The following is a 12373-nucleotide window of genomic DNA, read 5'->3' on the forward strand; positions in this document are numbered from 1 at the left end:
CAATTCTTGTATAACAAAGAAAAAGCTCAAGCCCAGAAAGCAAAACGCCCGTCACGTTCGGACGGGCGGTTGTTAAGCGGCTTCCGATCAGTCCAAGTCAGTCGTGCTTGGTGACCTTGTCCAGATAGCCCATGGCGAAGGCCGAGCCAACGAAGGTCAGGTGAATGATCACGTACCATTTCAGGTACTCCAGATCGTAGTTTTTCGCATCCATGAACACCTTGAGCAGGTGGATGGAGGAAATCGCCACGATGGACGCCGCCACTTTCATCTTCAGCGAGCTGGAGTCCATCTTGCCAAGCCAGCTGAGCTTCTCGGTGCCTTCGTGAATATCCAGGCGTGAAACGAAGTTCTCGTAGCCGGACAGCATCACCATCACCAGGAGCCCACCGACCAGCGCCATGTCGATCAGCGACAGGAGTTTGAGGATCACGTCGGCTTCGGCCAGGGAAAAGATCTGCGGCAGGATGTGATAAAGCTCTTGGAAGAACTTGACCGACAAGGCGAGCACGGCGAGAGAAAGACCGAAGTAGATCGGCGCCAGCAACCAGCGCGATGCGTACATGGCATTTTCGATGAAGCGTTCCATGGAGGACTCACTGAAGGAGGGGAAAAATCGCGGCGAGTATACCCATCGGATTGCGCCAAAAGAAGGTGCACAAGCACTGTGGATAACCCCAGCACGGCGGCAACGCCCGGATTACCCGAACGCGCCATGATTCGGGCGCTTCAGCTCTGTCCGTCGGTTTCAGGATGGTGCTGGAAGGGCCCGGCAGCGCTGTGCCGCTCACCATTGACCCGGCGTAACTCGGCCTGCAAGTGCAGACGCCAGATCGGCGCTTCAGAACATTCGACGTAGCCCTGCAGAGCCAGACTCTCGGCAATCGCCGCCAGGGCATCCTCGGCGACGGAAGGCCCATAGAACGGACCTTGCGCCTTGATCGCGGAAGGCTGCGCCCCCGACATACCGGCGGCGCAAAGCAGTGTCCAACGTCCGTTGTCTCCTGCCAGTGGCCTGATCACGCATTCGATGCGAGTGACCAGGCCCAGGCATTGACGGGTGAGGCAGAGGCTGCGCGACATGGCGGCGACCCTCGCAGAATCCAGGCTTCAGCCTACACCCCGAGCCGCCGCACTGTGAAGGCCAAAGTTATCCACGCAATCTGTGGATAACTCTGTGCATGAGTAGTGAGCAACAATCAAGATGCACCTGCCCCGGGCGATCCGTGACAATCGTGCAATATTTGCTCAGCCCACAGTGCCTTCACCCTCTCCCTTCTTGCGCCGCGGCGCCTTGGCCGGTTTCACCGCAGCCGCCTCGGCTTCGGCCTTCGCCTTGTCCGCGTCAGCCGGCTTGATCTCTTCCTCCAGCCCGATCTCGGCGATATCGCGCAGACGTTCGACCACACGAGCGTTTACGCTGCCTTTGGGGAAGCGGCCCTTTTCATCCGGGTGACCAGCCGCCTCGCCGACCAGCAGGCTCAGGGCCTCGTCGACATGACGTACGGCGTAGACGTTGAACTGGCCGGCACGCACCGCCTGCAGCACACGGTCATCGAGCATCAGGTTGGCGACGTTGGAGTGCGGGATGATCACCCCCTGCTCGCCGGTCAGGCCCCGTGCCTCACAGAGACGGAAGAAGCCTTCGATCTTCTCGTTGACACCACCGACCGCCTGCACCTCACCGAACTGGTTGATCGAGCCGGTGATGGCGAAGCACTGCTTGAGCGGCGTGCGCGACAACGCCGAGATCAACGTGCAGACCTCACCGAGTGACGCGCTGTCGCCGTCGACGTAACCGTAGGACTGTTCCAGGGCGATGCTGGCGGAAATCTCCAACGGGAACTCCTGTGCGTAGCGGCTGCCGAGGAAGCCGGTGAGGATCATCACGCCCTTGGAGTGGATGGACTGACCGAGACTGACCTCACGCTCGATATCGACGATGCCACTGCCGCCGGGATAGACCGTGGCGGAAATCCGCGCTGGCACGCCAAAAGCCGAGTCGCCGACTTCCAGCACAGTCAGACCGTTGCACTTGCCCACCGCCGCGCCCGTGGTGTCGATCAGAATGATGCCGGCCAGCATGTCGTCGATGATCCGCGCCGACACGCGCCCGGTGCGGGTGGCCTTGGCCTTGAGAGCGCGCTCTATGTGACCGACATCGGTGAGGCCTTCTCCAGCGAGCTGGCGAATGAAGTCCGCCTCGCTGACCAACTGGAACAAATCGCCAATACGCGCCGACAGACGTCCCTGATGCTCGGCCAGGCGTGCGCTATAGGTAGCCAGACGCGCCACAGCAGCACCGGTCAGCGGCGCCATACCTTCTTCCGAGGTACGCGTTTTCATCAGTTGCGCGAACTGCTCCAGGCTTTCCTCGGCGAGCGGGATGTCCTCGTCGAAGTCGACCAGGACGCGAAACATCTCCTGAAAGTCGGGATCGGCATCCTGCAGCGCGTAATAGAGCTGACGCGAGCCGATGATGACGACCTTCAGTTGCAGCGGGATGACCTGCGGGTTGAGCGTGACGGCGGCGATGCGGCCGAGATCACCCAGCGGCGACTCCATCTTCAACTGGCGCGAATGCAGCGCACGCTTCAGCGCTTCCCAGACGAAGGGCTCACCCAGCATTTTTTCTGCCTCGACCACCAGATAGCCGCCGTTGGCGCGGTGCAGCGCGCCGGGGCGCAGTTGCCGGTAGCTAGTGTACAGCGCCCCCTGATCGGAGCTGTATTCGATACGGCCGAACAGATTGTCGTAGGTCGGGTGGGACTCGAACACCACCGGCGCACCGCCATTGGCATGGTGACCAACCACCAGGCTCGGGCAGTACATTTCCTCCAGCAGCTTGCGCAGTTGCGGGTCGGCCTTGTCGACATCCACCAGTTGCTCGACGGCAGTTTTCAGCAGGTTGACCTGCATGGCCTGGAGATAGGCGCAGACATCGGCATTTTCCGCGTACTTCTCCGACAACGGTGCCAGCAGCGGCTGCAGGGCAACGGTGATGGTCTCTTCATTGAGCTGACGCAGCAGGTTGCTCGACTCACGCTTCCACTGCGGCAGGCTGGCCAGCTCCTCGTTGAGGCGCTCTTCCAGCGTAGCGATATCGGCGTGGAAGCGCTCACGCTCGGCTTCGGGCAGTTGCGCGAACTCGGCTTCGTCCAGCGCCTTGCCGTCGGCCATCGGGGTGAAGGCGATATTGGTGCTGTCGCGGTACAGAGCCACGCCCTTCTCCAGCGACAGCCGCTCGATCACGTCCAGCGCCTGGTCGTAGCGCTTGTTGAAGCCGCGATCGATGGTGCTTTTCTTCTGCTGGTAAGTCGGGGTTTCGAACACCGCCGGGAAGGTGGCCAGCAGGTTGTCGATCAGCAGGTTGATGTCGGCGATGAAATCGCTCGCGGTGCCGGCTGGCAGCTCCAGCGCACGCGGCTCACGCGGTTCGTCGAAGTGGTTGACGTAAACCCGGTCGGCTGGCGTCTCCATGCGCTTGGCTTCAGCCTTGAGGTAACGCTGGACGAAGGAGAAGCGTCCGGTACCGGGCTCGCCCATGACGAACACGTTGTAGCCAGAACGCGGCATGGCCACGCCGAACTGCAGGGCTTCGACAGCGCGAGCCTGGCCCAGTACACCGCGGAAAGGTTCGAGGTCATCGGTACTGCTGAAGTTGAATTGCTCGGGGGCGAAGGGGCGGGTCAGTGAGTCGGGGGCAAGGCGCAAAGCATCGAGGCTACGCTTGGACATTGGCAATCCTTATAGCGGGCGGAAGTTTCCGCAAAACATGGGGCGATTCTGGGCCTGTGGCGCGAAAGGGATCAAGGCTTGATTCAAAAAATGAAGAGTGGCTCAACCGTGATGCGCCGCGCCCCCCCACAACGGACACCGGCCAGCACTTGTGCAAAATGCCGACGTCGACTGCCTTGACACCAGTCGACCGCGTGGCCAAAGCTCGGCCATCGCCATGACCAGAAGAACAGCGATCTTGAAAAGGATATTCGCGGTCCTTGCCCTGAGCTTCAGCCTTCCCCTGCACGCCGCCACGCTCGAACAACTGGCCAACGATCCTTACTGGATCGCCCTCGGCCACTATGAAACCGGCAAGCTCGGCGGCTGGCGCAGCTATGTCGACGACGACGATTTCTTTCTCGCCGAAGATGGCGACAGCGACCCGGCAGCCGAACTGCATGCGACCCTGAAGGCCCTGCACCAACCTGCCGAGCTGGGCGACCGCCACCCACAGTGCGTCTACCCGGCGCGCACCCGTTGGCTCAAGGCGCAGTTGCAACTCGATGACCTGCCCAGCCCCGACTGCGCCGAATATCGAAACTGGTTCGCCGACGTCAATCCACACAGCACGGTACTGGTATTCCCCGCGGCCTACCTAAATAGCCCGTCATCGATGTTCGGCCACACACTGCTGCGCATTGACCAGGCCGATATCGACAGCCACAACACCGCACTGCTCAGCTACGCGCTGAATTTCGGCGCGTTCATCGAAGGTAACGACAACAGCATCCTCTACGCCTGGCGCGGCCTGATGGGCGGCTATCCCGGCCTGTTCGCCCTGGTGCCGTACCGCGAAAAACTCAGCGAATACAATCGCCTGGAAAATCGCGACCTGTGGGAATACCGGCTGAACCTGACGCCGGAAGAAACCGCGCGCATGGTCGAGCACGTCTGGGAACTCAAGCAGGTTCGCTTCGACTACTTCTTCTTCGACGAGAACTGCTCGTACCGCCTGCTGGAGCTGCTGGAAATCGCCCGCCCTGGCATCGAGCTGACCGAACATTTCCCGCTGACTGCCATCCCCACCGACACCGTGCGCGCGGTCAAGGATGCCGGGCTGATCGAACGCATCGACTACCGCCCCTCGCGCGAGCGCGAACTGCTGGCCCGCGCTGAACCGCTGGAGCGCAACGAACAGGCCTGGGTCCTGCGCCTGAGCCAAGACCCGACGCAGCTCGACGACAGCGCCTTCCTCGCCCTGCCGGCGGAACGCCGTGCCCTGGTCCAGGACGCCGCCTTCCGTCTGGTGCGCTACCACGCCAACGATGAAGAACTCAGCAGCAACGCCCAGCGCAGCTTCCAGCTACTCGGCGCGATCAATCGCAACCCGCCGCCGCCATTGGCAGTCGAGCGCCCGCCGCTGCCTGAGGAAGGCCACGAATCACGCACCTGGCAACTGGCTGGCGGCAGCCGCGATGATCGCGCCTTTGCCGAGTACGGCCTGCGCATGGCCTACCACGATCTCACCGACAACCTCGACGGTTTCCCGCTCGGCGCGCAGATCGAGATCTTCCAGCTCAAGCTGCGCCAGTACGAGAACAACCACTGGCAGCTGCAACGCCTGGATCTGGCCAACATCCGCTCGCTGACACCACGCAACGCCCTGCTGCAGCCGCTGTCCTGGCAGATCGGCGGCGGTTTGGAGCGGGTGCCAGGCGAAGATGGCGATAGCCGACTGGTCGGCCAAATCAGCGGCGGCGCTGGCGCCACCTGGCAGTTGCACGACGACCTACTGGGCTTTGCCCTAGGCACCGCACGCCTGGAATACAACGAGGACTTTGCCGCCGTCATCTCTCCGGCACTCGGATTCAACAGCGGACTGCTCTGGCGCAACCCGCTGGGCAACATGACCCTGGAAGCTGCAGGCGATTACTTCCACAACGGCGAAGTGCGCCGACGTCTATCGCTCAACCAGCAATGGGAAGTTTCGCGCAACCTCGGCCTGCGCCTGAGCGCCCAGCGCGAATTCAGCCAGCTGGCCAGCCCGGTCAATGAAGTGAAACTGGAGCTGCGCTGGTATCACTACTAAAGGGCAGCATGCAGAAGGCGGGCTTCTATACTGAAATTTCCTTCACCCGTTTCAGGAGAGTCATCATGCGTCGCACGCTCATGTTTCTCGCCGCTACCCTGATCAGCCTGCCGTTGTGGGCCATGCACTGCCCGCAGGACATGGCCAAGATCGATGCACTGCTGCAAAGCGATCCACCGTCCGACCCCGAGGTGCTGGCCAAGGTCAAGGAGCTGCGCGCCGAGGGCGAAGCCCTGCACAAGGCTGGCGATCACACCGAGTCGGTCAAGGTACTCGGCGAAGCCCTGGACCTGCTGTCGGCCAGTGAGTGAGCGCTCAGAAGCCGCTGTAAAGCAGACCCAGCGCCACCTGCCTGACCTCTTGCAGATCCACCGGTTTGCTCAGACAGGCTGACGCTCCGCGGGCCCGAGCATCCTCGAACAAGCGGGCGTCGGCCACTGCGCTGATCACCATCACCGGCACATCACGCAGGCGAGGCTCGGCGCGCATGGCGTCGAGCACCTCGAGTCCGCTGCCGTCGGGCAAATCGATATCCAGCAGCACCAGCGCTGGTTCACTGTCCTGCAACTCAGCCAGCGCCCGCTGGCGGGAGCTAACGCCCCTGACTTCGGCAAATTCACGCAATGACGCCTGAAGGATCCTCATGCAGGCCGGGTGATCCTCCACGCACAGCACCTGTACCAGACTTTTCACGACCTGCGCCGGTACTTCGTCAACCTCGTTGCCCAGCCCTTCAGGGCTTGCCGCGCTGGGAATGTCGAGCCAGAAACGGCTGCCCACTCCCGCCTCGCTACGCACGCCGATCTCGCCATCCATCAGCGTGGCCAACTCGCGGCACAGCACCAGCCCGATACCGGTACCGGGAATATTCGAGCTCTCGCGACCAAGACGCTGGAATGGCTGGAACAGCTGCGCCTGCTGCTCGCCAGATAGCCCCGGTCCGGTGTCGTCGACCCACAGGCGCACGCAGTCGGCACGCACCTCGTAGCCCATGCGGATCATCCCGCGCGGGCTGTTGTACTTGATCGCGTTAGACAACAGGTTGAGCAGAATCTGCCTTACCCGGCGCGGGTCGCCCTGCACGAACAAGGGCGGATCGGCTGCCTCCATCACCTGCAGTTGCAGCTGTTTTTGTTGCACTTCGGGCTGCACCAGCTCGGCACAGCCCTTGAGCAGGCTGCCGATCTCGATTGGCTGGAATTGCAACTGCTGGCGCCGGCTCTCGATGCTCGACAAGTCGAGGATGTCATCGACCAGCGAGGTGAGATGCCGGCTGGCGCTGACGATCTCGCGCGAGTAGTCGGTCTCCAGCTTGGCATCGTGCTTGTCCTGCGCCTCCATTTCGATCAACTGGGCGAAGCCATGAATCGCGTTGAGCGGCGTGCGCAGCTCGTGGCTCATGCTCGATAGGAAACGGCTCTTGGCCTGGCTGGCGGCGAGTGCCTCGAGACTGGCGTGACGCAGGTCATCTTCCACCTGCTTGAGCCGGGTGATATCGACGTGCGTGCCGGCGATTCGCAGCGGCCAGCCGCTCTCGTCACGCAAAAGAACCTTGCCTCGGCTGAGCAACCAGAGGTACTCGCCACGGCAATCGAGATAGCGATACTCAGCGTCGAAATATTCCTCGCCATTATCGGCGAACAACTTGCGCAGATGGCGCAGGCGCTCCAGATCATCTGGATGCACGCGCTGGTTGAATTCGCTCAGCGTCAGATGCCTCGCACCCAGGCCGAAACGCCGCACGAAGCGCTCGCTGAGATCGATGGTGAGATCACGCGTATCGATCTGCCAGAGACTTTCAGTGGTGCTCTCCAGCACCAGTTGCAGGATGCTTTGTGCCTCCTGCCGCTCATGCTCACTGGCCTTGAGCTGCTTGCCGGCCTGCTGCACGGCATCGGCCAGGCGGCTGACCTCGGCGATATGGCTGTCCGGTGCGGCGGGCAGATACTTGCCCTGACCGAGGCTGGCGGCCATGTCGACGATGCCATTGATGGGCCTCGACAACTGGTCGCTCAGGTGGCGCGAGCGCAGCCACATCAGGGCGAAGAACAACAGATAGAACCCGGCCAGACCGGCGATCAGCAGATAACCGATCTGCATGTAGCGCTCGGCCAGCTGGTTGGTGTCATGGAAGATCTGCTCCTCGTCCACCACCAGTAACAGGCGCCAGCCGGTCTGTGGAATCTCGCTCCAGGCCACCAACTGCTTGCGGCCACCGAGCATCACCTCTTGCGCGCTGCCATTACCTTCATTCATCGCCTGCAACAGCGACGCCATGCCCTCGCGCTTGGTGAGGTTGAAGTCTTCGGGCTTGAGCACCTCACGGCGCACGGCTTCGTCGTAGGAATACTGGGTCAGCTCACGCAGACCGAAGTCCCGTTCCCCGGCCTTCGGCAACGCCATGATGTTGTGGTCATGGCTGACCAGCATCGCGTAGCCCTGCCAGGGCACGTTGAGCTCGGCGATTTCACCCAGGATCTGTCCGACGGTCACATCGAGACCGACCACACCTTCGAGAAAATCATCGCGATACACCGGAGCGATGGCCGACATCATCCAGCCCAGGCCGGCGGGGTCGAGATACACCTCGGTCCACATCACCTTGCGCTGCGGGTTGTGCTTGGCGTCGGCCAGGTAATAGAAGTTGTAATCGGGTATCACCATGTCGTGGGGATACTGCGCGGGCGTATCGAACCAGGGGTAAATGCGGTTGTAGCTATCCCAGGTGTTGAAATACAGGGCTGCCACCAGCGGGTTGGCCTGGCGGATCGAACTCATCAGCGGATCGAGCTGCGACAGGCGCATCACCTTGGCGTGATCCTGCTGTGCCAGCGGCGTGCTGTTGGCATAGAAGGAGGCCGCACGCCCGTCATCGCTGCGGGTATAGAAGACGCCGTCGGTCACAGCATGACGCTGACGCTCGAGTTCGTCAGCTTCAAAGCGGGTATCGAGCAGGGCCTTGTGGGTGGCATCACGGTACACCTGCACCAGCGACTCGATGGAGCGCAGGCGACCGTCGATGATCTGCCCCTCACGCAACGCCGCGCTAGCCAGGTCCTTTACGGCTGTCTCCTGCAGATGGCCGATCTGCGCATCGCGAATCGCCTGGTTGCTTAGCAGATACACCGCAATCAACACCGACTCCACCAGAATCAGCGGGATCAGTGCGCTTTGCACAAACGCGCGCCAGATCCACTGACGGAGAGGGTAGCGGCTAGAACTCGGCATTACGGCTCCTTTGCTGAGGGCGCAGGCAGATGCGAGGCGCCATCATAGCCTCCCCGGACGGAATCCGCAGTCGACGCTGAGGAACCTTTGCCGTACACTTCACGTCCTATCTGTAACCGAAAAGTTTTGGGGCCGATTAGGATTCGACGCCGGTAGCGAAGCTCGAGGTGCATGCCGACTTGGTAACAGAAGTCGTAAATAAACTGTTGCAACTTTCTATAGTTGCCAATGACGAAAACTACGAGGGCTACGCTCTCGCTGCGTAAGCGGCGCGACTAGTCCTTCTGGTAGCTTCGGCTCCAGCGATCACTAGGGGATGCCTGTAAACCTGAAGTGATTGTCATGCAGAACAGGATCGCCGCGTAGTACGTTGTGGACGAAGTGGCTAAAACTTACACAACTCGCCCAATGCACCCTGCCCGTCGGGCGGCTGAGGGTTAACTCAATAGACACGGCTAAGCATGTAGTACCAACAGTGGAGAACTGGCGGACGGGGGTTCAAATCCCCCCGGCTCCACCATTACAACATCTAAAGACGTCCACGGACGTCTTTTTTGTGGCTGAAACCCAGCAAATACGGGGCTTTCAGCGCCATAACCATCCAACAACGTCCAGCACAAGCCATGGCCAGCGGCATTCCAAATGGCATTCCAAGCCTACTGATGTTAATTTTTGGAATGCCAAATCACGTTCGGAACCACCATGTGCGCTCAAGCAACCCGTCTATCTGAACTCAGAGTGAAATCTGCCAAACCATCAGAAAAGGACTATGTCCTGTTCGATGGAGCCGGCCTACAACTGAGAGTGAGAAGCAATGGCTCCAAGCTGTGGAACTTCAACTATCGGCATCCGATAACGAAGAAGCGGATCAACATGGGCTTGGGAACCTTCCCCGAGGTTTCATTAGCACAAGCGCGCAAGAAAACTCTCGATGCTAGAGAGGTGCTTGCTAGTGGCATTGATCCGAAAGAGATACGTGATGCTGAACTGCAGGCTAAAAAAGCAGCGACAGAGCACACGCTCCAGAATGTAGCGACGTCCTGGTATGAGCTCAAAAAAGATGCGGTAACCCCCGCCTACGCCGAAGACATTTGGCGCTCGCTTACGTTGCACGTCTTCCCCGACTTGGGCGTTACACCGATCGCGTCCATAACAGCGCCGAAGGTCATCAGCCTTCTCAAGCCGCTCGAAACTAAAGGCAGCCTGGAAACCGTCAAACGCCTTACACAGCGACTCAACGAGATCATGACCTACGGGGTCAACTCAGGCCTGATACCCGCCAACCCACTTACCGGGATTGGTAGCGTGTTCAAAAAGCCGAAGAAAAAGAACATGCCGGCCTTACACCCCGATGAGCTCAAAGAGCTCATGGTTGCAATCGCGAACGCCAGCATAAAAAGAACCACTCGATGCCTGATCGAGTGGCAACTGCATACGATGACTCGCCCCGTTGAGGCTGCCACTACTCGCTGGGCTGATATCGATTTCGAGAAAAGGATCTGGACGATCCCGGCTGAGCGCATGAAAAAACGTCGCCCGCATACGGTGCCGCTTACAGATCAAGCATTGGCCATTCTTGAAGCGATCAAACCCTATAGCGGGCACCGTGAATACGTGTTCCCTGCTGACCGCAATCCGCGCACTCACTGCAATAGCCAAACGGCCAACATGGCCCTAAAGCGAATGGGCTTTGAGGGACGCCTGGTCAGCCACGGAATGCGATCAATGGCCAGTACAACGCTCAACGAGCACGGCTGGGAGCCTGAGCTGATCGAAGTAGCGCTGGCGCATGTGGATAAGGACGAAGTGCGCAGTGCCTACAACCGTGCGGACTACATCGAGCGGAGACGCCCGATGATGACCTGGTGGAGTGAGCATATTCAGAGGGCTGCAACCGGCAGTCTTTCAGTATCTGCAACCAAGGAGAGAAAAGTCGTTTCGATACGGTGACAAACTGTCGGCTATCGGCCAAAAGCAGCCGCTCACATCAGGCTGTTATCGTCCCTTTACAACGGGCGAAGATGTCTACGAAGTTAAGGTCGCCCTCCACTCATACTGAAACGCCTCTCGATGCGAGTGGATACTTCAACTTATGCCCGCAAGGCGTTTCAGGCTCTCAATCACATCTGCTGGCTCGCTATTACTCATAGCAGCTGCTAGACGCATTAGCACCTGGTCGCGACGCACCTGAAACTGCGGTAACGCATAAACAGCACCAATCAGTTCACGCAATGTTATTGGGACCCCCCAATACGCCTTAAGAGCAATAGCAAAGGGCTTGGCATAGTCGTCGCATGCCTGGATGACAGCGCCGTCGTCCAGATGGTTGCCACGCTCTGCCCATATTTGTACCTGCTGCAAAACACATAATTCCCCCAGTCGATGCAGTATTGCCGCTGCCTGCAAGGCACCATGCTCTACACCAGCCTGCCGGGCCAATTGCACGACCCTTTCAGCCAGTCGCTCCGAGGCATCCAGATGCTCTTGAATGAAGACAGAGAGCAGCAAATTTGTAGAACTGCTGGTCTGCCGCAGTGCCAGAGCAATTGCCAGATTGAGGCTAGTGCGCCCGCCTAAGCGCTTCAGTGCGTCTACCAAGCTGGCACAGCGCTGCTCTCCCAATAGATAGGCTGGGCTGTTGGCTGCAGCAATCAGATAAGTACAGAGAGCGGGGTCGTGTTGCCATTCCTTGGCCAACTCTCGAAAATCCAACGGAGTACCGAGGGCAGCCAGCATCAACCGATCCTTGACTTGGTGCATCAACGGTAAATCCAGATCCGCGGCGGACCGACCGGACAAGAATGTCGTCAGGTCCTCACGAACCAGTTCATGAGCCACAGTCGTATTATCTGCCGGCAGGAGGCTCTCCAGGCACTCCAGTACTTTTGGCACATCGAAGGGTTTGGTGATGTAAGCACTAATAGCCAACGGTCTGATTGCAAGAACGCTTTCACGATCCGCCCGACCAGTAATCATGACCAGCGGCGTTTCCTTGTCATGCTTACGAATCAACTTAAACAACGTCAGGCCAGAGTCATCGGGAAGGTTCCAGTCGGCCAGTATGAGTTGATATTTGTTGCTCTGCCATCCGGCATAAGCGCTTTTGACATCCCCGTAACAATCAACCTCTGCACCTGGCCTCTTACTCAACACCAGCTGCTTAAGCAAACCTGCCAACCAAGGGTCGTCATCCACAACCATCACACGCATTGACGTTTCTTCCCAATCCTTGAACCTTCAAAAAAGATAGGCACATGCCTAATGCCAGTCAGTTAAGCGTCGCCGCTGCGAATACGTAGGAGCGGCGCCCCGCCGCGAACCAGGGCGATGCGCAAT

The 12373-nt window shown here is 59.7% G+C and carries 8 protein-coding genes and 1 other RNA gene; 4 read left to right on the forward strand and 5 right to left on the reverse strand.

Annotated elements, in window-relative coordinates; genetic code table 11:
- Window positions 1-97 precede the first annotated feature (97 nt).
- The 3 genes from AAEQ75_RS02150 to AAEQ75_RS02160 form a co-directional block, all read right to left on the reverse strand.
- Window positions 98-589 carry a TIGR00645 family protein gene (locus AAEQ75_RS02150; RefSeq protein WP_084341507.1) on the reverse strand — a complete coding sequence of 164 codons (492 nt, stop codon included), beginning with the start codon at window positions 587-589 and terminating at the stop codon, window positions 98-100.
- Between the two features lie 140 nt (window positions 590-729).
- The gene (locus AAEQ75_RS02155; protein WP_179575767.1) at window positions 730-1083 is read right to left on the reverse strand and encodes a hypothetical protein; all 354 of its coding nucleotides are present in this window, start codon (window positions 1081-1083) and stop codon (window positions 730-732) included.
- A gap of 165 nt (window positions 1084-1248) precedes the next feature.
- Entirely contained in the window at window positions 1249-3738 is a 2490-nt protein-coding gene (locus AAEQ75_RS02160; RefSeq protein WP_343350755.1) for a Lon protease family protein, read from the reverse strand.
- A 217-nt stretch (window positions 3739-3955) separates the two neighbouring features.
- Between AAEQ75_RS02160 and AAEQ75_RS02165 the strand changes: the two genes are divergently transcribed.
- Together AAEQ75_RS02165 and AAEQ75_RS02170 are read left to right on the forward strand one after the other, a co-directional pair.
- A complete protein-coding gene (locus AAEQ75_RS02165; protein WP_343350756.1) occupies window positions 3956-5809 on the forward strand; it encodes a DUF4105 domain-containing protein in 1854 nt (617 codons plus the stop codon).
- Between the two features lie 65 nt (window positions 5810-5874).
- Entirely contained in the window at window positions 5875-6120 is a 246-nt protein-coding gene (locus AAEQ75_RS02170; protein WP_106733140.1) for a hypothetical protein, read from the forward strand.
- Window positions 6121-6124: 4 nt separating this feature from the next.
- Here AAEQ75_RS02170 and AAEQ75_RS02175 read toward each other — a convergent pair whose 3' ends face one another.
- Window positions 6125-9037, reverse strand: coding sequence for a hybrid sensor histidine kinase/response regulator (locus AAEQ75_RS02175; protein ID WP_343350757.1), 2913 nt, complete (start codon window positions 9035-9037; stop codon window positions 6125-6127).
- 128 nt (window positions 9038-9165) lie between these two features.
- Here AAEQ75_RS02175 and ssrA point away from each other — a divergent pair.
- Together ssrA and AAEQ75_RS02185 are read left to right on the forward strand one after the other, a co-directional pair.
- Window positions 9166-9557: a transfer-messenger RNA gene (ssrA, locus tag AAEQ75_RS02180) on the forward strand.
- Between the two features lie 182 nt (window positions 9558-9739).
- Window positions 9740-10987, forward strand: a complete 1248-nt coding sequence (locus tag AAEQ75_RS02185) for an integrase domain-containing protein (RefSeq protein WP_143510249.1) — start codon at window positions 9740-9742, stop codon at window positions 10985-10987.
- Window positions 10988-11122: 135 nt separating this feature from the next.
- Here the strand turns inward: AAEQ75_RS02185 and AAEQ75_RS02190 are convergent, their stop codons facing one another.
- Window positions 11123-12247, reverse strand: coding sequence for a response regulator (locus tag AAEQ75_RS02190; RefSeq protein ID WP_343350758.1), 1125 nt, complete (start codon window positions 12245-12247; stop codon window positions 11123-11125).
- Window positions 12248-12373: the final 126 nt, after the last annotated feature.

The organism is Pseudomonas sediminis (assembly GCF_039555755.1).
Lineage (GTDB): Bacteria > Pseudomonadota > Gammaproteobacteria > Pseudomonadales > Pseudomonadaceae > Aquipseudomonas > Aquipseudomonas mendocina_D.

Bases quoted from the DNA above. Each gene is read 5' to 3' on its own strand.
- AAEQ75_RS02150 (WP_084341507.1), bottom strand. From the start codon at position 589: ATGGAACGCTTCATCGAAAATGCCATGTACGCATCGCGCTGGTTGCTG.
- AAEQ75_RS02155 (WP_179575767.1), bottom strand. From the start codon at position 1,083: ATGTCGCGCAGCCTCTGCCTCACCCGTCAATGCCTGGGCCTGGTCACT.
- AAEQ75_RS02160 (WP_343350755.1), bottom strand. From the start codon at position 3,738: ATGTCCAAGCGTAGCCTCGATGCTTTGCGCCTTGCCCCCGACTCACTG.
- AAEQ75_RS02165 (WP_343350756.1), top strand. From the start codon at position 3,956: ATGACCAGAAGAACAGCGATCTTGAAAAGGATATTCGCGGTCCTTGCC.
- AAEQ75_RS02170 (WP_106733140.1), top strand. From the start codon at position 5,875: ATGCGTCGCACGCTCATGTTTCTCGCCGCTACCCTGATCAGCCTGCCG.
- AAEQ75_RS02175 (WP_343350757.1), bottom strand. From the start codon at position 9,037: ATGCCGAGTTCTAGCCGCTACCCTCTCCGTCAGTGGATCTGGCGCGCG.
- AAEQ75_RS02185 (WP_143510249.1), top strand. From the start codon at position 9,740: ATGTGCGCTCAAGCAACCCGTCTATCTGAACTCAGAGTGAAATCTGCC.
- AAEQ75_RS02190 (WP_343350758.1), bottom strand. From the start codon at position 12,247: ATGCGTGTGATGGTTGTGGATGACGACCCTTGGTTGGCAGGTTTGCTT.